The 19,411-nt window shown below is 56.6% G+C and carries 18 protein-coding genes; 6 read left to right on the forward strand and 12 right to left on the reverse strand.

The window, feature by feature from the left end; genetic code table 11:
* Positions 1 to 164: 164 nt before the first annotated feature.
* The gene (locus D3871_RS10475) at positions 165 to 572 is read right to left on the reverse strand and encodes a GlcG/HbpS family heme-binding protein (RefSeq protein ID WP_119768834.1); all 408 of its coding nucleotides are present in this window, start codon (positions 570 to 572) and stop codon (positions 165 to 167) included.
* Between the two features lie 67 nt (positions 573 to 639).
* Positions 640 to 1,806 carry a GGDEF domain-containing response regulator gene (locus D3871_RS10480; RefSeq protein WP_119768835.1) on the reverse strand — a complete coding sequence of 389 codons (1,167 nt, stop codon included), beginning with the start codon at positions 1,804 to 1,806 and terminating at the stop codon, positions 640 to 642.
* A 112-nt stretch (positions 1,807 to 1,918) separates the two neighbouring features.
* Here D3871_RS10480 and D3871_RS10485 point away from each other — a divergent pair, with 112 nt between their 5' ends.
* On the forward strand, positions 1,919 to 2,458 hold the full coding sequence (locus D3871_RS10485; RefSeq protein WP_119768836.1) for a C40 family peptidase: 540 nt from the start codon (positions 1,919 to 1,921) through the stop codon (positions 2,456 to 2,458).
* Between the two features lie 17 nt (positions 2,459 to 2,475).
* On the opposite strand, the gene D3871_RS10490 is transcribed toward D3871_RS10485, so the two are convergent.
* Complete coding sequence (locus D3871_RS10490) at positions 2,476 to 3,393, reverse strand: patatin-like phospholipase family protein (RefSeq protein ID WP_119768837.1); 918 nt, start codon at positions 3,391 to 3,393, stop codon at positions 2,476 to 2,478.
* Positions 3,394 to 3,602: 209 nt separating this feature from the next.
* Between D3871_RS10490 and D3871_RS10495 the strand changes: the two genes are divergently transcribed.
* Complete coding sequence (locus D3871_RS10495) at positions 3,603 to 4,646, forward strand: Fe(3+) ABC transporter substrate-binding protein (protein ID WP_119768838.1); 1,044 nt, start codon at positions 3,603 to 3,605, stop codon at positions 4,644 to 4,646.
* An 84-nt stretch (positions 4,647 to 4,730) separates the two neighbouring features.
* Here D3871_RS10495 and phoR read toward each other — a convergent pair whose 3' ends face one another.
* From phoR to pstS, 7 genes are all read right to left on the reverse strand, one after another.
* Positions 4,731 to 6,050 (reverse strand): phosphate regulon sensor histidine kinase PhoR, encoded by a 1,320-nt coding sequence (gene phoR, locus D3871_RS10500; RefSeq protein ID WP_119768839.1) that lies wholly within the window; start codon positions 6,048 to 6,050, stop codon positions 4,731 to 4,733.
* Positions 6,051 to 6,062: 12 nt separating this feature from the next.
* A complete protein-coding gene (locus D3871_RS10505; RefSeq protein WP_119768840.1) occupies positions 6,063 to 6,752 on the reverse strand; it encodes a response regulator in 690 nt (229 codons plus the stop codon).
* Between the two features lie 2 nt (positions 6,753 to 6,754).
* On the reverse strand, positions 6,755 to 7,462 hold the full coding sequence (gene phoU, locus D3871_RS10510) for a phosphate signaling complex protein PhoU (protein ID WP_119768841.1): 708 nt from the start codon (positions 7,460 to 7,462) through the stop codon (positions 6,755 to 6,757).
* A 37-nt stretch (positions 7,463 to 7,499) separates the two neighbouring features.
* Positions 7,500 to 8,282 carry a phosphate ABC transporter ATP-binding protein PstB gene (gene pstB, locus D3871_RS10515; protein WP_420799638.1) on the reverse strand — a complete coding sequence of 261 codons (783 nt, stop codon included), beginning with the start codon at positions 8,280 to 8,282 and terminating at the stop codon, positions 7,500 to 7,502.
* 1 nt (position 8,283) lies between these two features.
* Positions 8,284 to 9,129, reverse strand: coding sequence for a phosphate ABC transporter permease PstA (gene pstA / locus D3871_RS10520; protein ID WP_119768842.1), 846 nt, complete (start codon positions 9,127 to 9,129; stop codon positions 8,284 to 8,286).
* The gene (pstC, locus tag D3871_RS10525) at positions 9,126 to 10,157 is read right to left on the reverse strand and encodes a phosphate ABC transporter permease subunit PstC (protein ID WP_119770018.1); all 1,032 of its coding nucleotides are present in this window, start codon (positions 10,155 to 10,157) and stop codon (positions 9,126 to 9,128) included. Before pstC ends, pstA begins: the two co-directional genes overlap by 4 nt.
* Positions 10,158 to 10,249: 92 nt before the next feature.
* Positions 10,250 to 11,293, reverse strand: coding sequence for a phosphate ABC transporter substrate-binding protein PstS (gene pstS / locus D3871_RS10530; RefSeq protein WP_119768843.1), 1,044 nt, complete (start codon positions 11,291 to 11,293; stop codon positions 10,250 to 10,252).
* 181 nt (positions 11,294 to 11,474) lie between these two features.
* Between pstS and ppk1 the strand changes: the two genes are divergently transcribed.
* Together ppk1 and D3871_RS10540 are read left to right on the forward strand one after the other, a co-directional pair.
* The gene (gene ppk1 / locus D3871_RS10535) at positions 11,475 to 13,583 is read left to right on the forward strand and encodes a polyphosphate kinase 1 (RefSeq protein ID WP_119768844.1); all 2,109 of its coding nucleotides are present in this window, start codon (positions 11,475 to 11,477) and stop codon (positions 13,581 to 13,583) included.
* Positions 13,584 to 13,600: 17 nt separating this feature from the next.
* Positions 13,601 to 14,068 carry a SixA phosphatase family protein gene (locus tag D3871_RS10540; protein WP_119768845.1) on the forward strand — a complete coding sequence of 156 codons (468 nt, stop codon included), beginning with the start codon at positions 13,601 to 13,603 and terminating at the stop codon, positions 14,066 to 14,068.
* Positions 14,069 to 14,080: 12 nt separating this feature from the next.
* Here the strand turns inward: D3871_RS10540 and D3871_RS10545 are convergent, their stop codons facing one another.
* Positions 14,081 to 15,328, reverse strand: coding sequence for a DUF445 domain-containing protein (locus D3871_RS10545; protein WP_119768846.1), 1,248 nt, complete (start codon positions 15,326 to 15,328; stop codon positions 14,081 to 14,083).
* A gap of 168 nt (positions 15,329 to 15,496) precedes the next feature.
* A complete protein-coding gene (locus tag D3871_RS10550) occupies positions 15,497 to 16,006 on the reverse strand; it encodes a hypothetical protein (protein ID WP_119768847.1) in 510 nt (169 codons plus the stop codon).
* Between the two features lie 163 nt (positions 16,007 to 16,169).
* Here D3871_RS10550 and D3871_RS10555 point away from each other — a divergent pair, with 163 nt between their 5' ends.
* The gene (locus D3871_RS10555; protein ID WP_233575572.1) at positions 16,170 to 18,209 is read left to right on the forward strand and encodes a methyl-accepting chemotaxis protein; all 2,040 of its coding nucleotides are present in this window, start codon (positions 16,170 to 16,172) and stop codon (positions 18,207 to 18,209) included.
* A gap of 46 nt (positions 18,210 to 18,255) precedes the next feature.
* Entirely contained in the window at positions 18,256 to 19,392 is a 1,137-nt protein-coding gene (locus D3871_RS10560) for an ABC transporter substrate-binding protein (protein WP_158597906.1), read from the forward strand.
* The last annotated feature ends 19 nt before the right edge of the window (positions 19,393 to 19,411 follow it).

Consider the following 19,411-nt stretch of genomic DNA (forward strand, 5'->3'; position numbering starts at 1 on the left):
GTATGCGCTACGGCGGGCTGAATTAGTTAAACCCCAAGAGTATAGCCGAGAACGCACCGCACTGCAAACCGGAAGCTGGTCAAACCAAGGGTTGGACTAGCCAACATGGGTCGCGAGAATTGACAGGAAGGCAAGCATGCGCCTTCCCGCTTCGACCCTTCGAATCAGCCGCAAACGGCGGCGATGCCAGCCTTTGCAATCTGAGCATCCTCCGACGATTTCACGCCGGACACGCCGACCGCACCGATGCACTGGCCATCGACCAGAACCGGTACGCCACCCTCGAGCATGCCTTCCAAAACCGGTGCTGTCATGAAGGAATAGCGGCCGTTGTTGATCATGTCTTCGTAGACCTTGGTTTCACGGCGGCCAAGCGCCGCTGTTTTTGCCTTTGCCGGCGCAATGCTGGCCGAGATCGGTGCTGCACCATCCAAACGCTGCAGCCACAGCAGATGACCGCCGTCATCAACGATCGAGATGCTGACTGCCCAGTTGTTTGCCTTGGCTTCAGCTTCTGCAGCAGCGGCGATTTTCTTGACGTCGTCGAGGGTAAGAACAGGTTTGGATTGCATTACGGCTCCTTCAAAAGAAGGCAGGATTGTACGACATGTCCCGCCCGCATATCCACCGCCCAAGTGATCAGAGTGCGGTTCGGCTTCGCTTCAATACCAGATCCACCAAGGGCTGCAACTCTGCCGACAATCTGCCAAGATGCGGCAGCACTTCATCCTGCCGGCCTTCCCTGATCCATTGCAAGAGCGTTGCAAGGTCGGGCGAGTCCTGCTCCATTGTGTGATCCTTCGCTGTTGCCAGCGAAGGGATCTGTTCACCGCACAGCACGGCCGCCTCTTCTTCCGGCCCCACGACACCGGTAACGCTGCCACCGATACCAAGTAGGGCGCGGTGGCGCGCCCGTTCCAGCAACTCATCAAACGTTATTTCGTCCGCCTTGATTCCGGGGTCCGACAGCGAAGCAACGCCGCAGCTGGCAATGAAAGACATGCGTTCGTCGCTCGCCAGATGTGCACTGGCAATCGCACGGCAAACCCGCTGAGCAAAAAGACGTGCGGAATCGAAATTGATGCTGCCGGTTGCCACGACGAATTCCGCATCGCCAAACTGGCCCAGATGATCAGTATCTCTTATCGTGCGCCGGAGTAACCGCCCGATCGCCTTCGCCACGCTGGACGGCGGAGCGACGGCCGCGCCTTCGAGGCCGGCATGTTTTAATCCGATGGAGACATCCAGAAGAACGAAGTTCTTGCGATTGCGCGCGGCGTTGTCGAGAAGCTGGGCGGCATCGGCCCGAAACGCCTCAACCGTAGGTAATTGCAGAGGTGCATCCGGCTCGATTTCCTGTATCAGGGCTTCCAGGCTGCGCTCGAATTCACGTTGCGTCGCCACCAGCTTGGAGAGGATATCCAGACGCGACAGCAACTGCGGCGTACCGATTCCCTTGGTGATCAGGTCGGTGGCACCGGCCGCCTTGGCCCGTTCACGCTCTGCCCGCTCGTCGCTGCCGGATACCACCACAACAGGAATTTCGCGGATACGGGTAATCTTTGAATTGCGAATTCGTTGCAGCAAGCCGTAACCGTCCAGCTTCGGCATGGACAGATCCGTAATGACAACGCGGATATTGGGATCAATGAGCAGGGTTTCCCAAGCTTCTTCGCCATTGAGCGCTTCACGAAAATCAAACATACCTTCGATATGCTTGATCAAGGTGGCACGCACGATCCGGGAGTCGTCTGCAATCAGGACGCGCGGTTTGAGCGAAATGTCGACTGCAGGAGGCGTTGGCATTCGGTATATGATTGATCGTTATTTCACTAGCATACCTGCAGGCAAGAATTTTTGACAGCAGCAGGCTGCTTCCTTTACATTCAAGCCGTTGCTCAAATCAAACTTTGCCTAAATGACAATTACCGGCTTTTCCCTGATGCGGATGTTGTGCAAGGCGCTCATCGTCGCTACGCTGTCGGCCGCGACTTGCGGAACCGCGCTTGCGATCGAACCTGCTCCGGGCGAAGCCCAAGGTCCAATGGCAAAATTGCAGGGCTTGACCAGTCGCGCATCGGAGCTGGCCTTGCAAGCCATGTCCATGATTGGAATCCGTTATAAGTATGGTGGGACTGCGCCGGAAAACGGTCTTGATTGCAGTGGCCTGGTTCGTTATGTGTTCCGCCAGGCATTGGGCACCGAATTGCCACGCACTTCGGAAGAGATCAGCCGGGTTGGCCAGACCATCGATACCGCCGATTTGCAGCCAGGCGACCTGGTGTTTTATAACACTTTGCGTCGCGGCTTCTCGCATGTCGGCATCTACCTTGGCGACAACAAGTTTATCCATGCCCCTTCAGCTGGCGGGCAGGTTCGGATTGAAAGCATGAATATCAACTACTGGAAAAGCCGTTTCAATGGCGCACGCCGGATTACTCAGCCACAATCCGAGTAATTCAGCGCCCTGCCCTTTCACTGCTCTTTTCGGGCGGCGAGCTTGCGGCGCAGTTCCGGCATGATGGCTGCTGCCGCCTGCTCACCGGCAAGAATAGCTGTATTCCGCCCCGGAAAATCACTTCCCTTCATCGTACCCAGCCTTGGCTGGATCACGACATCGGCTTCCTTGAGTTCGTATTGATTGATGCTTTGCCCCATGATGGCAAAGGTCTGGAGCACGACGTCGACCGAACTGGTCGAAGGCTGGGCGTCCGGTTGCGCCGAGATATTGACCGCGATAACAAAATCCGCCCCCATTTCGCGTACGAACCGTACCGGGACTGGAGAGACCAGTCCGCCATCCACATAGGAATGATCGCCGATGCGAACCGGCTGGAAGACGCCCGGCACCGCCGATGACGCGCGTACCGCCGCGCCCGTGTTGCCGCGCCTGAACAGGATGGGTGTACCGGTGTTGAGATCGGTTGCAACTGCGCCGAACGGGATCTTCAGCTTTTCGATCGGGGCGTTGCCCAGCGTACGATTGACATACTGTTGCAAGGCCTCCCCTTTCAGCACGCCAGTCGATTTGGCAAACAAGGGTACCGACCAATCCGAAATTGCAGCCTCATCCATCTCCAATGCCAGCTTGTGCAAGGCAAAGCCATTGTTGCCGGCCGCATACATGGCACCGACCAGGCTGCCAGCGCTGGTGCCGGCAACATAGTCCGGCACGATCCCCTGCGCTTCCAACGCCTTGATCACACCGATATGGGCAAAACCACGTGCTGCACCACCTCCCAGCGCCAAGCCGATCCGTACCGGCTTCACTGCCTTCGGTTGCACAGTCTGCGGGGCCGTCGGTTGCGTAACGACTGGCGCACGCGGTGCAGTCGAACAGGCGCTCAGCAAAGATCCGAGCGACAACACTAAAGCGATCTGAAAACGATTCATGAAAGACGGTATGGAGAGTGGGGAAGTACGAGATTACGAGATGGTCGACGTACGCGAATGTAAGAAAGGAAAGGCATAACGGTAGGTTGCGTCGCATTGTAGCCGATAGGCGATACAAAACACCGAGGCAAGAAATGAGAATGATTCCCATTAAAATAAAGAGACGCTATACTTGACTCATTGAAAAATATTTTTAACAAGGAGTATCAATGAAAGGCGTTTTCAACAAGAAAATCATCGTCGCGGCAGTTGCCATGGCCGCCGCTTTCTCCGTCAATGCTCAGGAAAAAGTACTGAATCTGTACTCTTCCCGCCACTACCAAACCGATGAACAGCTGTATTCAAATTTCACCAAGCAAACCGGCATCAAGATCAACCGCATCGAAGCAGAAGACAATCCGCTGCTCGAAAGGCTCAGAAACGAAGGCAAGAACAGCCCGGCCGACGTGATCCTGATGGTCGACGCGGCCCGCCTGTGGCGCGCCCAGATCGAAGGATTGTTCCAGCCGGTCAAGTCCAAGGTACTGGAATCGCGCATTCCAGCAAATCTGCGCGGCAAGGATGATGGCCAGGGCGCGGAGTGGTTCGGCTTTTCCACCCGCGGGCGCATCATCGTCTACAACAAGGCGAACGTGAAACCGGAAGACGTCGCCACCTACGAATCGCTGGCCGACCCGAAAAACAAGGGCAAGGTATGCACCCGTTCGGGTTCGCATCCTTACATGCTTTCCATGACCGGCTCGATGATCGAGCGTAACGGTGACGCCGCAACCGAAAAGTGGGCGCAAGGTATGGTCTCAAATTTCGCGCGCCCCCCGCGCGGCGGCGACACCGACCAGATCAAGGGCGTGGGCAGCGGAGAATGCGGCGTGGCGGTTGCCAATACCTATTACTACGCTCGCCTGCTGCGTTCGACCAAGCCGGAAGACAAGGAATTGATGAGCAAGGTTGCTTTCGTCTGGCCTAACCAGGCTACTTCGGGAACGCATCTGAACATTTCCGGCGCCGGCGTCGCCAAGAACGCGCCGAACCGTGAAGCGGCTGTCAAATTCCTCGAGTATCTGGCAAGCGATGAGGCGCAGGGCTATTTCGCGAATGGCAACAACGAATGGCCGGTGGTGAAAAGTGCTGTCGCAGCCAATCCTACCCTCGAGGCGATGGGCAAATTCAAGCCGGAAAACGTGTCGATCGCGACCATCGGCAAGAATCAGATCGCCGCGCAAAAGATCCTGGACCGCGTAGGCTACAAGTAAGCGTTGCAAGCAAGCGTTGCTAGCCGCAACAGCGCATCGCCAACAGCGACGATGCGTAGACGGGACCTCACCGCAAACAAGCGGTCAGGTCCCGGTTCCCTTTTCCAGCGTATCCTCGCACACCGCCTTGCGCGGAAACTTCACGCGGAAGGTACTTCCCTGCTCCGGTACCGACTCGATGGCAAGCGTAGCATCGTGCCGCAGCAACACATGCTTGACGATAGCAAGCCCAAGCCCGGTTCCCTGGGTTTCGCGCGACCTGCTCTTGTCGACCCGGTAGAAGCGTTCGGTAAGGCGGGAGATATGTTCAGGGCGGATACCGATACCGCTATCCTCGACAGTGAATTCGGGACCGCTTTCCTTTAATTTCCAGCGCAGGCGTATCGTCCCGTGCTCTGGCGTATAGCGCACGGCATTGGTTGCGAGGTTGCCGAAAGCGCTACGCAACTCTTCGGTACCACCCTTGATGTCGGGTCCATCGACTTCCAATGAAATATCGTGCCGGCCGCCCGACAGCGCCTGTGTGTCCTGCAAAATCTGATCGAGCAATATATGGATATTGACGCGCTCGGGGCGTAGCGGGTAATCGACCGACTCCAGTCGTGTCAGCGTGAGCATGTCTTCGACCAGGTTTTGCATGCGTTGGCCCTGCTCAGCCATGAGCTTTAAATGGGACAGCCGGGTTTTCACATCCAGATTCGGTTGCGCGCAGGCGATCTCGAGGAAACCATTGATGACCGTGAGCGGCGTGCGCAACTCATGCGACGCGTTCGCCACGAAGTCGCGGCGCATCATCTCGATACGGTCCGACTCGGTCGCATCGTGCGTGACCAGGATCTGGCGCCGGTTTTCAAACGGAATGATCAGCACGATCAGCTTGCGGTCGCGCACGTTGAGCGTCAACGGCTGTTCATAGCGTCCGAGGATGATGTAATCGATGAATTCCGGACTGCGCACCAGGTTGGTTACCCGCATTCCCTTGTCGCGTCCCAATTGCAGGCCGAGATGTTTTTCGGCAGCGGGGTTGCACCATTCAAGAAAGAGCACGTCATCCATGATGGCAACGCCATCCGGCAACAGGCTCATCGCCTGGCGAAAGCGGGCCAGCCATTCGGCCAGTTCGGCCTGATTGCGTTCATCGTCGCGACGCAGTTTGTACAGCCGGGAAAAGATATCGGTCCAGGCACCCCACCCGTCAGGTAGTCTGGCACTGCTGGGATGATCCAGCCATTCCGCAAGTTGATACAGGTAATGCAATTGCACCACCAACAATACGCATAATCCCGCCATGCCCGCCACGAGGCCGGCTATGAGTCCGAAGAAATACCAGACGCAACCGGCGCCGGCGAGGATGAGCACCAGCCGCATTACCGCCGGGATCCAGAAAATCAAGCGAGGATTCATGTCAGGCCGGGTTTATTTTTCGGAGAGCATATAGCCTACACTACGCACCGTCTTGATCAGCGACTCCGCTTCTTTCAAGGCCTTGCGCAGGCGCAGTACATGCACGTCGACCGTTCTTTCCTCGATGGCGACATGATCGCCCCATACCTTGTCGAGCAGCTGGCTGCGCGAAAATACCCGTTCCGGGTGCGCGAGGAAAAATTTCAGCAACCGGAATTCTGCATGTCCGATATCGATCTTTTGTTCGTTCAGCATGACCGAGCAGCTGACCGGGTCCAGTATCACCGCGCCGGCGCTCATCAGGCTTTGAGCATGTTCCGGGCTCTTGCGGCGCAGCAGCGCCTTCACACGCGAGGTAAGCTCACGCGGTGAGAACGGCTTGGTGATGTAATCGTCCGCGCCGTTGTCGAGGCCGGCAATCTTGTCTTCTTCCATACTCTTGGCAGTGAGCATGATCACGGGCAACCCTTGCAACTGCCGGTCCGAGCGTATGCGCGACAGTAACCTCAGGCCGGATTGATCAGGCAGCATCCAGTCGAGCAATACAAGCTGCGGCGTCCGCTGCTGCATGAAATTCCAGGCCTCCGCCGAGGTATGCACGGCCTCCGTGTTCCAGCCCGCTTCCTTGAGCGTGAACGTTACCAGTTCGATGATCGGCGGTTCGTCTTCGACAATCAGTATGGTGGTCTTGTCAACGGCCATGTTCAGACTGCGCTATTGATTTTGGTATAGACATAATCGGTATGTCGGATGTCCTTTCCTTCCACCACATAAATGACATACTCGGCGATGTTCTTTGCATGATCCCCGATGCGTTCGATTGCCTTTGCCACCCACAGGGTATCGAGCGCGACGGAAATCGTACGGGGATCTTCCATCATGAACGTAATCATTGTACGCATGATCGCGCGGAATTCATGATCGATCGCCTCGTCGCTGGAAATGATGCGTGTCGCCTGCTTGTCGTCCAGCCGTGCGAAAGCGTCGAGCGCATCGTGCAGCGACTCGGACGCCCTCGAGGCCAACACCCGTATGGATTCATAGTGGTTGAGCACACCGACGGTCCCGCGCTCATGCAGGTTCTTGGCGATGCGCGCGATCTTGGTCGCTTCGTCGCCGATGCGCTCCAGATCGGTGATCACCTTGAGCGTCGCCATCACTGTGCGCAAGTCGTTTGCGGCGGGTTGGCGCTTGACGATCAAATGGCTGCAGGTGTCGTCCAGCGACACCTCCAACCGGTTCACGTTTTCGTCCGCCTTGATAACCTGCTCGGCCTGTGCAATATCTCCATTGCGGAAGCAGGCAATCGCATCGCTGAACTGGCTTTCCACCAGGCCGCCCATCAACAGGACTTTCGAGCGGATCGCTTCGAGGTCCATGTCGTATTGTTTTGAAGAGTGATCGCCTGGCATCAGGTTCTCCTATTGATACATCGTTGCCGAAACAGGATCAGCCGAAACGGCCGGTAATGTAATCCTGCGTTTCCTTTTTCCCCGGGTTCATGAAGATCTGGTCGGTTTCGCCAAACTCGACCAGTTCGCCCAAATACATGTACGCCGTATAGTCCGAGCAGCGGGCGGCCTGCTGCATGTTATGTGTGACGATCGCGATGGTGTAATCCTGCTTGAGCTCATGAATAAGCTCCTCGATCTTTACCGTCGAAATCGGGTCCAGCGCCGAAGTCGGTTCGTCGAGCAGTAGCACGTCGGGCTTGACCGCAACGCCGCGGGCGATGCACAGGCGCTGTTGCTGGCCGCCGGAAAGGCTGAGACCGCTCTTATTGAGCTTGTCCTTGACCTCACCCCAGATTGCCGCCTTCTTCAGCGCCCATTCGACGCGCTCGTCCATCTCGCCCTTGGACAGGTTTTCGTAGAGGCGTACGCCGAAGGCAATGTTTTCATAGACCGACATCGGGAACGGCGTCGGTTTCTGGAACACCATGCCGACCTTGGCGCGCAGCATGTTCACATCCTGTCCCGGATCGAGGATGTTGCGGCCGTTATAGACGATGCTGCCCTCCGCGCGCTGGCCCGGATACAGGTCGTACATGCGGTTGAGCGTACGCAGCAGCGTCGACTTGCCGCAGCCGGATGGGCCGATGAACGCCGTCACCTTTTTTTCGTGAATGTTCAGGTTGATGTTTTTCAGGCCCTGAAAACTGCCGTAATAAAAATTCAGTCCGGAGATTTGCAGCGTCGTCTTTTCCGGGATTTGCGTAGGTGAAGTCATCATGTCAGTTCGGAATTTTTTGGCTGAACAGGGTGCGCGACAGGATGTTCAATCCCAGCACGCTGAAAGTGATCAACAAGGCACCGCCCCAAGCCAGCTCGCGCCAATTGTCATAGGGGCTCATCGCGAACTGATAGATCACGACGGGCAGGTTAGCCATCGGTGCATTCATGTTAGCGCTGAAAAACTGGTTGTTCAACGCAGTGAACAGCAAGGGCGCGGTCTCGCCGGAGATGCGCGCAATCGCAAGCAGCACGCCGGTGACCACGCCGGCCTTGACCGCGCGCAGGCGCACCATCAGCGCCACCTTCCAGCGCGGGGCGCCAAGCGAGAAGGCGGCTTCGCGCAGGCTGTTGGGCACCAGCTTGAGCATGTTATCGGTGGTGCGCACCACCACCGGCACTGCGATCAGCGAAATGGCAAAGCTACCTGCCCAGCCGGAAAAGTGTTTTACATTGGCGACATAGATCGCATACACGAACAGGCCGATCACGATCGAAGGCGCCGACAGCATGATGTCGGTCACGAAGCGCGTGACTTGCGCCAGCCAGCTCTCCTCACCGTATTCCGCGAGATAGATACCGGCAAGGATGCCGACCGGCGTACTGACCAGTGTCGCCGCACCGACCATCATCAAACTGCCGACGATGGCATTGATCAGGCCGCCGCCATCGCTGCCGGGCGCCGGCGTGGTCGCGGTGAACATCGTCAGACTCAGGGCGCTGAAGCCCTTGAGCAGCAAGGTGAACAATATCCACCCAAGAAATAGGAGCCCGATTGCCATTGCACCGATCGACAGGGCAATACCGATGCGGTGGGACCAGAGGCGTCTGCGATAGACGGGGTTCATGACTTCACTCCTTCCTTGCGCGTCAAGCCCATCAACATGAGTTTTGCTGCGGACAGTACGATAAAGGTGATGACAAACAGGATCAATCCGAGCGCAAACAGCGACGACACATGCAGCGTCGATTCGGCTTCGGCGAATTCATTGGCAAGTGTCGATGCAATGCTGTTGCCCGCAGCGAAAAGTGACCACGATAACTTGTGCGCGTTGCCGATGACGAAAGTCACAGCCATGGTCTCGCCGAGCGCCCGGCCCAGGCCAAGCATGACCCCGCCGACCACGCCGGTCTTGGTATAGGGCAGCACAACCTTGCGCACCACTTCCCATCGGGTGCAGCCTAGTCCGTACGCCGATTCCTTGAGTACAGCCGGAACGATTTCAAAAACATCGCGCATTACCGATGCGATGAACGGAATGATCATGACAGCCAGTATCATGCCTGCGGTCAGGATCCCGATACCCATCATCGGCCCCTTGAACAGGTAACCGATCAGCGGCAATTGTCCCAGCGTCTTGCTCAGCAAAGGCTGGATGTAATCGCCAAACATCGGCGCGAAGACAAACAACCCCCACATGCCGTAAATGATGCTCGGTACGCCGGCCAGCAGTTCCACTGCTGTACCGAGAGGCCGGCGCAGTTGGACCGGACAGATTTCGGTCAGGAACAGGGCAATGCCAAAGCTGATCGGGAACGCAATCAACAACGCAATCAGCGAGGTTGCCAATGTGCCGACGATCGCAATCAAGCCACCATATTGATCATTGACCGGATCCCACTCGACGGTGGTGATGAATTCCGGTCCGAATTCCTTGAATGCGGGCCAGGCACCGAAGATAAGCGACACGATGATGCCGACCAGGACGATCAGCACGCTCAATGCAAATGCAAGTGTCAGTTTGTGAAACAGGAAATCCTGTATCCGCTGCTTGCGCATGGTCGATCCCATTGCCCGCTCGGCAGCATCTTGCTCAAGTGCAAGTCGCGTCTTTTCGGGCGAGGATGCCATGATCGTTGAAAGATTTGCATTCATATGCCGGAAGCCTTTGCAGACGATAGGAAACGCGCCGACACGCACAAATTGCACGTCCCGGCGCCGCTTTTGACTTTATTACCAGCTAGCTGTTACCAGAGCGCCTTGCCGGACGCATCCTTGAGTTGCGCCTTCCAGGCGTCCTGCACCTGCTTGACTACTGGAGCCGGCATGGCCACATAATCGAGCTCGGTAGCCATTGCACCGCCATTCTTGTAAGCCCAATCGAAGAATTTGACAACTTCCTTACCCTTCGCGGAGTCGACCTGATTCTTGTGCATCAGGATGAACGATACGCCAGTGATCGGCCAGCTCGATTTGCCCGCCGGATCAGTCAGAATGACCGCAAAACCCGGTGTCTTGGTCCAGTCGGCGCCCGCAGCGGCCGCCTTGAAGGTTTCGTCATCCGGCTGCACGAACTGGCCGTCGCGGTTCTTCAATTGGGCATGCGACATCTTGTTTTTCTTGGCGTACGCATATTCCACGTAGCCAATCGAATTCTTGATACGCTGCACGTTCGCTGCGACACCTTCGTTGCCTTTGCCACCCACGCCTGTCGGCCATTTGACCGCAGTGCCTGCACCGACCTTGGCCTTGAAGTCCGGGCTGACCTTCGACAGATAATCGGTAAACAGGAAGGAGGTACCGGAGCCGTCCGCGCGGTGAACTACGGTAATGTCTTCGGCCGGCAATTTAACGCCCGCGTTCAGCGACGCGATTTCCGGCGCATTCCATTTGGTGATTTTACCGAGATAAATATCCGCAACAATCTGGCCGGTCAGCTTCAGTTGGCCTGGCGTAACGCCTTCCAGATTAACGATTGGCACGACGCCACCCATGATTGCGGGGAATTGCATCAGGCCTTCGGTTTCCAGATCTTCGGCTTTCAACGGCATGTCGGAAGCACCGAAGTCGACGGTCTTGGCCTTGATCTGCTTGATGCCGCCACCGGAGCCGATGGACTGATAGTTCAAGCCGTTGCCAGTGGCTTTTTTGTACTCTTCAGCCCATTTTGCATAGATCGGATACGGGAAGGTTGCGCCGGCGCCTGTGATGTCTGCGGCAAACGCGGAAGAAAACAGGATGGCACTACCGGCCGCGATTGCCGCCGATGTCAGGAATTTATTCAGTCGCATAACTGCTCCATGAGATTTGTCAAAGGAAGACAGGGCGAACTCTAGCCAACAATTGTGACAGGCCGATGACAGTGGCAAAAAGCCATGTCATAAATTGCTCTATCAATAAATTTTTGTCATTAACTTGTCATATTGAACCTCTAGACTCCGGAAAAAATGATCCGAAGAATGGTTTACCGGCATGAATAAGAAAACACAGCGCCATGCGGACCACCCGACCTTACCCGCACCCGAAGAACCAACCGGTATTTATCTCAACAGGGAATTGTCCCAACTTGCCTTCAATCGACGCGTGCTTGCGCAAGCGGAGGACCCATCCATCCCCTTGCTGGAGCGCCTGCGCTATCTCTGCATCGTCAGCAGCAACCTCGATGAATTTTTCGAGGTCAGGATCGCCAGCCTGCTTGCACACCATCGAATGGGCGGGACGCAACCGATTCCACCTGCATTGGCTGCCGTGCTGGATCGCACGGGCATAGAGTGTCATTCCATCATCGAGCGCCAATACGCATTGCTGCACCAGGAAATCCTGCCGCAACTGTCAGAACAAGGCATTCATCTACTACGCCATGACGATCGCAATGAAGCGCAGCGTGCATGGGTAAAGGAATACTTTGAACGGCAAGTCAGGCCTTTGCTGACACCTATCGGGCTCGACCCGGCCCATCCTTTTCCTCAGGTAATTAACAAGAGTCTTAACTTCATCGTCGAGCTGACGGGAAAGGATGCTTTCGGCCGTGGCACCGGGATCGCTATTCTCAAGGCGCCGCGTGTGTTGCCTCGCGTAATCCGCTTGCCGGACGAATTATCCAAGAAAGGCGTCGCCTTCTGTCTGCTGTCCTCCGTGATCCATGCGCATATCGCCGACTTGTTTACCGGACGCGATGTCGTTGCGTATTCTCAATTTCGCGTGACGCGCAATAGCGACCTGTGGGTCGATGAAGAAGAAGTCAAGAATCTGCGACAAGCCTTGCGCATGGAGTTGCAGACCAGGCAGTTCGGCTTTGCCGTCCGTCTTGAAGTAGCGCGCAACTGCCCTCCTCATCTTGCACAATTTCTGCTGGATCAGTTTTCGATCGACAAGAGCCGGTTGTATGCAGTCGATGGACCGGTCAATATGGTGAGGCTGCTTGAGCTCATCAATAACGTCCGCCAACCGGCGCTGCATTTCCCGTCGTTTCAGGCCGGATTGCCCATGGCGTCAGGCGATGGCGATATATTCAGCATGCTGACGCGGCGCGATATCTTGCTGCATCATCCTTTCCAGTCCTTCCAGCCGGTCGTGGATTTCATCCGTGCCGCCGCGCTCGACCCGAATGTCGTGGCCATCAAGCAGACCATCTACCGCACCGGCATGAATTCAGATCTGATGGAATCGCTGATTGCCGCAGCCCAGCGGGGGAAGGAAGTCACCGTCATTGTCGAACTGATGGCGCGCTTCGACGAAGAAGCTAATATCAATTGGGCAGAAAAGCTTGAACGCACCGGCGCGCAGGTCGTGTATGGCGTGGTCGGTCTCAAGACCCATGCCAAGCTGGCACTGGTGTTGCGGCGCGAGGGCGGCGAGCTGCGCCGCTATGCGCATCTGGGAACCGGCAACTATCACCCGACCACGACCAAGCACTATACCGATTTCGGATTGCTGACCGCCCATCCAGCGCTGACTGCGGAAGCCAATGAAATCTTCATCCATCTCACCAGTCTGACCAAACCGAACAAGCTGCATCATTTATGGCTGGCCCCGTTTGCCCTACAAAAGGAAATCATTCGGGCGATCAAGAATGAAGCCGAAATCGCCCGTCAGGGAAAGCCAGCGCGCATCATCGCCAAGATGAACGCCCTGCTCGATGAATCCGTGATCCGCGCGCTGTATGCGGCGTCGTCCGATGGCGTCAAGATCGATCTGATCGTCCGTGGGGCATGCGCATTACGGCCCGGCGTACCTGGCTTGTCGGAAAACATTCGCGTTCGTTCCATCATCGGACGTTTTCTTGAACACAGCCGGATTTATTATTTCCGCAATGGCTTGGCTCATGATGTCTACCTGGCCAGTGCAGACTGGATGAATCGCAATCTGTTCCGGCGTGTCGAAGTGGCCTTTCCGGTGCTCGACAAGGCGCTGAAAAAACAAGTTATTACCCAAGGCCTGAATCCCTACCTGAAAGACAATGTGAATGCATGGGAACTTGGAGCAGATGGCAAATACCATCGACGCAGGCCGCGCGGAAAACAGCAGGCATTCTGCGCGCAGCAATATCTGGCACAGCTGCTGGGAACACCCGGCGGCTAATTTCGGAAAGGTAAAACATGGATCTCATCCTGTGGCGCCATGCGGAAGCCGAACCGCAAGACGTGGATAAACCGGACGCGGCGCGCATCCTGACCTCAAAGGGCCGCAAGCAGGCCGCAAAGATGGGGGAATGGCTTGAGCGTCATTTACCGTCGGAATGCCGCATCCTTGCCAGTCCGGCCGCTCGGACCGTACAAACGGTGGAAGCGCTGGGACGCAAATACAAGACGCATGTATCGCTGGCAACCGACACTACCGCTGAGGCGATCCTTGAAGCAGCACGCTGGCCGCTCAGCCGTGAACCGGTGCTGATCGTCGGCCATCAGCCCACGCTCGGCCGCGTCGCCTCGCTGCTGATCGCGGGCATTGAACAAGACTGGATCATGCGCAAGGGAAGCATTATCTGGATTGCGCAAAAGGCAGCGGATGAAGCTGAAGCGAATTACCTGAAGGTAGTGCTCGGCGCCGATCTGGCCGGCAAGTAGCAGGCGCAGCGCTTATGCGCCGCTGCTCCACAGCAGCAAGGTGATCGCATGGAGCACCAGGCCAACCAGGCCGCCAACCAAAGTGCCATTGATACGTATGTATTGCAGGTCTTTGCCGACGTGCAGTTCAAGCTTGCGCGACATGGTATCGGCATCCCATTTGCGGATAACACGCGACACCAGGTCGGCGATGTCCTGTCGTCTTCCCACTATGGTTTCGGTGGCAAAGATGCGGATCCATTGATTGAGTTTCCTTTGTACCTTTTTATCGCGCAATAGCTCGTTGCCGAACGAGCTGATCGCCTGGTTGAGCTTGACCTGCATTTGCGAAGTTGGTGACAGCGCATCGGCCACCAGGCGCGACTTGATGTCGTGCCAGACTTCTACCGTATAGTCGCGAACCAAAGGATGCTTGAGGATGTCCCCCAGCACGGCATGGATTTTTGCTTCATATTCCGGCGACGTGCGCAATTGATCGACGAGTTCGTCAGCGAATCCCTGAAAGCGCGTTTGCCATTCGCTGTCTTCGTCACGCATTTCATCGAGTGTGCTCTGTATCGCTTCCAGCAGGCGGACATACAGTTTTTCATCGAACGCCCTCGGCATCCAGCGCGGACTATGCTCGTGGATTTTCCAGCGGATATACGGCTTGTTGTGTTCAAGCGCACGCGCGGCCAAACTGATCATATGTTGAAACAGCGCCCGGTGATGTCCGCTGGCCACCAGTACCGACAGGATTTCCGCAAGGACCGGCGCAAACTTCGTATGCTCCAGCGCCGAACTTAGCCTGTTTTGCATGAACTGTCGGACATCTTCGTCCTCCACCACCTTCAGCAAGGCAGGCACGCTGCGGACCACCTGACGCGAGACCGCATAACTGTTCTCGGGTTTCGCCAGCCAGCCGGCGGCGGCGCCCGCAAAATCGATCATCCTTAACTCGTCGCGGATGATCTCCTGCGTCATGAAATTGTGCTCCAGAAAGTTAGACAGACTGTCGCCTATCCTGTCCTTGTTGCGAGGAATGATGGCCGTGTGCGGAATCGGCAAGCCTAAGGGGGAGCGGAACAAGGCAGTCACGGCGAACCAGTCGGCCAGTGCACCGACCATGGCCGCTTCCGCGAACGCGGAAACGAATGACAGATAGTGGTAGCGCGGCTGAAGCAGCCGCGAGACGACAAAAAGGATGGCCATCGCCAGCAGCAGGCCTGTCGCCAACCTTCTTGTCTTGTTTAATTGAATCGCCTGTTCTTGTTCTTGCATTGACGAGTGCGCTCTCAATCCGTTTTCATCCGGTTCGAGCACCGCATGATGCGATTGGTTCACATTTGACAACAGACATGACTTGCCTGGTAACGGCAAGATGACGGGACAGGCAGTGGCGGCAGCCTGTTCCGGATATGCCTATGGCGCTACCGAAAGCCGCAGAGATCAGCTGCTCTTGGTCTTTTTTGGCCGGCCGGCTTTCAATACGGGCAAGCCATCGAGGATTTCCTTGAGCTTGGCGGTATCGAGCTTCTGAATCAGCGCAACGCCTACACGCAGCAGTTCACTTTTCTTTACCTCGATGCCTGCCTTCAGGCATGCCTTCTTCACTTCACCAAGGATGGCGTACTCGGCTTCAGGCATCGTGAAGCTGTCGCGCACCAGTTTCGCCTTCTTCACCTTTTCCTTGGTGTCCTTTCCATTCTTCACTGCCGCGGACTTGGTCGCCTGTTGGCTGCTTTGCTTGCCTACATTTTTTTTCCCCGCCTTATCGTCTTTTGGTGTCGCAGTGACTGGTGCCTTGGGGAGTGGGGCAGCACTTGCCATCGGGATCGTCGCCGTAACAGACGGTGCTGTAGCGGCCGCCTTTTTTAGTGCCGCCGCCTTTGCTTTTACCGGTGCAGCGGCAAGTGGGTTGACAGTAGATGCAGCCGGGGAAGCCGGTTTTTTTGCCATGTATTTCTCCTTTTGCGAAAATAGTATAAACAATTTATATTAAATATTTAATTAATGCAATTTTGACTTCATCACGCGGTCATATTCGGCGCGCAGAATTGCTGAAAATCAACAACCCATCACAAAGATGAAGATAAATATATTGCTCACTCCAGCAGTGCTCATGATGAGCCGCTTTCGTCTTGTTCCTAAATTTGGCCTTGTCGCCGTATTGTTCCTGACGCCGATGTTGCTGGTCTCGGGCCTGCTGTATCTGGAACTTCAACACTCTATCGACGATGCGCATCGTGAGCGCCAAGGTCTGGCTTCGATAACTACACTGCATCAATCGATGCATGACGTACAGAAACTGCGCGCGCTCAGGCATGTCGCCACGTCTGCAAATAGCGGCTTGGCGGAAAAGACCGCAGCACTCCAGACATCCCTTCATAACCGGATCGTTGCCGGCAAAACCATCGAACGAACCGGCGTGGAAGCACGACAGGCATGGTCAGCCATACAGCAGGACTGGAGTCAGCTTGAGGCCGGCCTGCCCGGCCTCAAAAAGAAAGATAGCTATGCCGCCCACACCAGTGTGCTGGAACGGATGGAAAAACTTGTAAAGCTGGAAGCAGACAAGTCAGGCCTGGCGCTTGATCCAGAGATTTCCGGCTCGCGTCTTGCGAATACGTTGATCAATACCGTTCCGGCCGTCACCGAAGCGATATCGCAGCTTGCCGGCCGCGGCGCTGCCTATATCGACACGGGCCTGCTGGAGCCTAACGAAGATATGCTGCTCAATTCCACGGTCATGGTGGCGCGCCGCGATCTTGCCCGGCTACCGGCTCAGATGGATGCCATCATTGGCGACAGAGCTGCAATGCGCAGCCGGCTTGGCGATTACCAGAAAGCCGCAACAATGGCGCTGGCTTATCTGGATCGGGCCCAGGCCGAAGTGCTCAACTCCTACAATCAAACTTCAGGCGCGGCATTCCTTGAAGCCGGGAACGAAAGCGCCAACAATCTGTTCGCGGTCGCAGCGAACCTTGCCGCTGAGCTTGATCGCGTGCTTGTGCAACGGATCGACCGCCAAACCGCAAAGCGCCGCATGATCATCGCGGCGGTCACCGCGATACTGGCCGTGGCCGGCTATCTGCTGGCCGGCTTCTACCTCTCCTTTACCAGGGAAATGAAGCTGCTGGAAGACGCCGTTGCCGGCACAACCAACGGCAAACTCGACGGTCATCTCACCTCTTCCACCAATGATGAAATCGGCGGCTTGATCAATTCCTTCGGCCGAATGAACGGCAGCTTGTCGCAACTGGTAGCAGGCGTGCGCACCGCGAGCGAATCCATCACCGAAGTGTCGCGTCATATCGTTGCCGGCAATACCGAAATGTCCGCGCGCACTGAAACCCAGGCCAGTTCTCTGGAACAGACCGCCAGCTCGATGGAACAGTTGACTGCCGTCGTGCGTCAGAACGAAGACAATTCCGCACATGCGCATGGCTTGGCGATCAATGCCGCGGACATCGCTCGCAAGGGCGGGCAGGCGGTCGAGCATGTGGTGCACACCATGGCGTCGATCAAATCCAGTTCCTGCCGCATCATCGACATCATCCGTGTGATCGATGGAATCGCGTTTCAGACCAACCTGCTGGCATTGAATGCGGCGGTCGAAGCCGCCCGCGCTGGTGAGCATGGACGGGGTTTTGCGGTCGTTGCCGGAGAAGTGCGCGCGCTGGCACAACGATCAAGTGCCGCCGCGAAGGAGATCAAGGGATTGATCGAGACTTCGGTACAGGACATTGACGCAGGCAACGCACTTGTAGGCATCGCCGGCGCCACCATGACGGATATCGTGAAATCGGTAGAACAGGTGGCGATGATCATGCACGATATCTCAGCAGGCAGCCGTGAACAAAGCCTGGGCATCGAAGAGGTCAATCGCGCCATGGGCGAAATGGACGAGGTGACCCAAAGGAATGCCGCGATGGTGGAACATGCAGCGACCTCCGCCGCAGAACTGGAGCGGCAGGCACTGAATCTGTGGCAGGCGGTTTCTGTCTTTCAGCTAGATGAGGCGGCGAACGAGATGAACGTCCTTGAGCAGGTATTGCCGGTAACGTCGGCGACCGTGCTCCCGTTAACAACGAGACGGCTCGCATTGAAGACCACGCGGCGACTCAGCAGTACTTATGCGGACCAGGCTCGGCGTGCCTGAAGTGTCATACCAATACCGACCGAATCTACTGGAGCAAGCTTCAACCATGCGCTTTTCTATCCTGCCTCCGCTTCGCCTTGTCGTCGGCACCGCCCTCCTTGCATTGTCGTTCAATGCGTTTTCCGGCGCTGCCGGCAACCCTCCCATCATTATCGGACAAGCGATTGATTTGTCCGGTCCCGATGCCAGCATCGGGCGCGACTATGTTGCCGGTATCAAAACCTGTTTCGATATGGTGAATGCCACCGGCGGCGTCAATGGCCGGAAAATCCACTACCTCGTGCGCGACGACCGCGGGCAGGCAGACCGCGCTGCGGAAGTCGCCTCCGACCTGATCGAACGCAACCAGGCCGATGTATTGCTGGGCGGCGTAGGTGACGTTGCCACGGAAGGTGTATTGAACGCACCCGCGTTTCGCCGCAGCGGCCACATTCTGTTTGCGCCTCTGGCGGCAGCCGAGCATGTCGGGAACGCTCGCGTGCTGTACTGGCGGCCGAGCTATCGGCAAGAGCTGAACCATATCTTCCGCCACTTCAGCAAGCTAGGCATGCAAGAAGTTGCGCTGGTCTATCAGGAATCGGGGGCGCAGCAGGACAGCTACCGCAATCTGTCGGCCATCGCACGCGAACACGGCATGAAGCTGACCCATACGGTGCGTCTCGATACGCATGCCGGAAAAATTGCCTCTGAAGCCGAACGGCTCGCAAGCACCCGTCCCGGATTCGTGCTCGTCGTCGCGGACAGCATAGGCACGGCGCTCTTTCTGAAGCAATATCGCAAACATGACCAGAAAACCTTTGTCGCGGGAACTTCATTGACCAATCTGTCGACGCTGCGCGAACTGGCCGGCGCACAGGCCGTGGAATGGACGGTTTTTTCACAGGTCGTGCCAAACCCGAATGCCGGAACGACCCTGCTGCAGCTGGAGCACATGGACATGATGCGCAAGTACCGCGATGAATCCTTGTCCTCGCTCACGCTGGAAGGCTTTGCAGCAGCCAAGGCGCTCGTCAAGGTTCTGCAACAGGCTAAACGTCCACGCACCGCGCTGCAGGAATTTATCGCTCAGCAGGCAAGCATCGATCTGGGTGGTCTAGCGGTCACTCCCGGCACGGGCAGCAATCGCCTGTCGAGTTACCTCGATATCGCCTTGCTGAAGAAAGGCAGCGGGCTGATATTCTGACGCACTGCCGGCATGGACA

The organism is Noviherbaspirillum saxi (assembly GCF_003591035.1).
In the GTDB taxonomy this organism is placed as follows: Bacteria; Pseudomonadota; Gammaproteobacteria; order Burkholderiales; family Burkholderiaceae_D; genus Noviherbaspirillum; species Noviherbaspirillum saxi.

Coding starts and splice junctions, on each gene's coding strand:
- ppk1 (WP_119768844.1), top strand. CDS start 11,475: ATGAATAAGAAAACACAGCGCCATGCGGACCACCCGACCTTACCCGCA.
- D3871_RS10480 (WP_119768835.1), bottom strand. CDS start 1,806: ATGCCAACGCCTCCTGCAGTCGACATTTCGCTCAAACCGCGCGTCCTG.
- D3871_RS10545 (WP_119768846.1), bottom strand. CDS start 15,328: ATGCAAGAACAAGAACAGGCGATTCAATTAAACAAGACAAGAAGGTTG.
- D3871_RS10560 (WP_158597906.1), top strand. CDS start 18,256: ATGCGCTTTTCTATCCTGCCTCCGCTTCGCCTTGTCGTCGGCACCGCC.
- phoU (WP_119768841.1), bottom strand. CDS start 7,462: ATGCCAGGCGATCACTCTTCAAAACAATACGACATGGACCTCGAAGCG.
- pstC (WP_119770018.1), bottom strand. CDS start 10,157: ATGAATGCAAATCTTTCAACGATCATGGCATCCTCGCCCGAAAAGACG.
- D3871_RS10540 (WP_119768845.1), top strand. CDS start 13,601: ATGGATCTCATCCTGTGGCGCCATGCGGAAGCCGAACCGCAAGACGTG.
- D3871_RS10505 (WP_119768840.1), bottom strand. CDS start 6,752: ATGGCCGTTGACAAGACCACCATACTGATTGTCGAAGACGAACCGCCG.
- pstA (WP_119768842.1), bottom strand. CDS start 9,129: ATGAACCCCGTCTATCGCAGACGCCTCTGGTCCCACCGCATCGGTATT.
- phoR (WP_119768839.1), bottom strand. CDS start 6,050: ATGAATCCTCGCTTGATTTTCTGGATCCCGGCGGTAATGCGGCTGGTG.
- D3871_RS10550 (WP_119768847.1), bottom strand. CDS start 16,006: ATGGCAAAAAAACCGGCTTCCCCGGCTGCATCTACTGTCAACCCACTT.
- D3871_RS10475 (WP_119768834.1), bottom strand. CDS start 572: ATGCAATCCAAACCTGTTCTTACCCTCGACGACGTCAAGAAAATCGCC.
- D3871_RS10555 (WP_233575572.1), top strand. CDS start 16,170: ATGATGAGCCGCTTTCGTCTTGTTCCTAAATTTGGCCTTGTCGCCGTA.
- pstB (WP_420799638.1), bottom strand. CDS start 8,282: ATGATGACTTCACCTACGCAAATCCCGGAAAAGACGACGCTGCAAATC.
- pstS (WP_119768843.1), bottom strand. CDS start 11,293: ATGCGACTGAATAAATTCCTGACATCGGCGGCAATCGCGGCCGGTAGT.
- D3871_RS10495 (WP_119768838.1), top strand. CDS start 3,603: ATGAAAGGCGTTTTCAACAAGAAAATCATCGTCGCGGCAGTTGCCATG.
- D3871_RS10490 (WP_119768837.1), bottom strand. CDS start 3,393: ATGAATCGTTTTCAGATCGCTTTAGTGTTGTCGCTCGGATCTTTGCTG.
- D3871_RS10485 (WP_119768836.1), top strand. CDS start 1,919: ATGACAATTACCGGCTTTTCCCTGATGCGGATGTTGTGCAAGGCGCTC.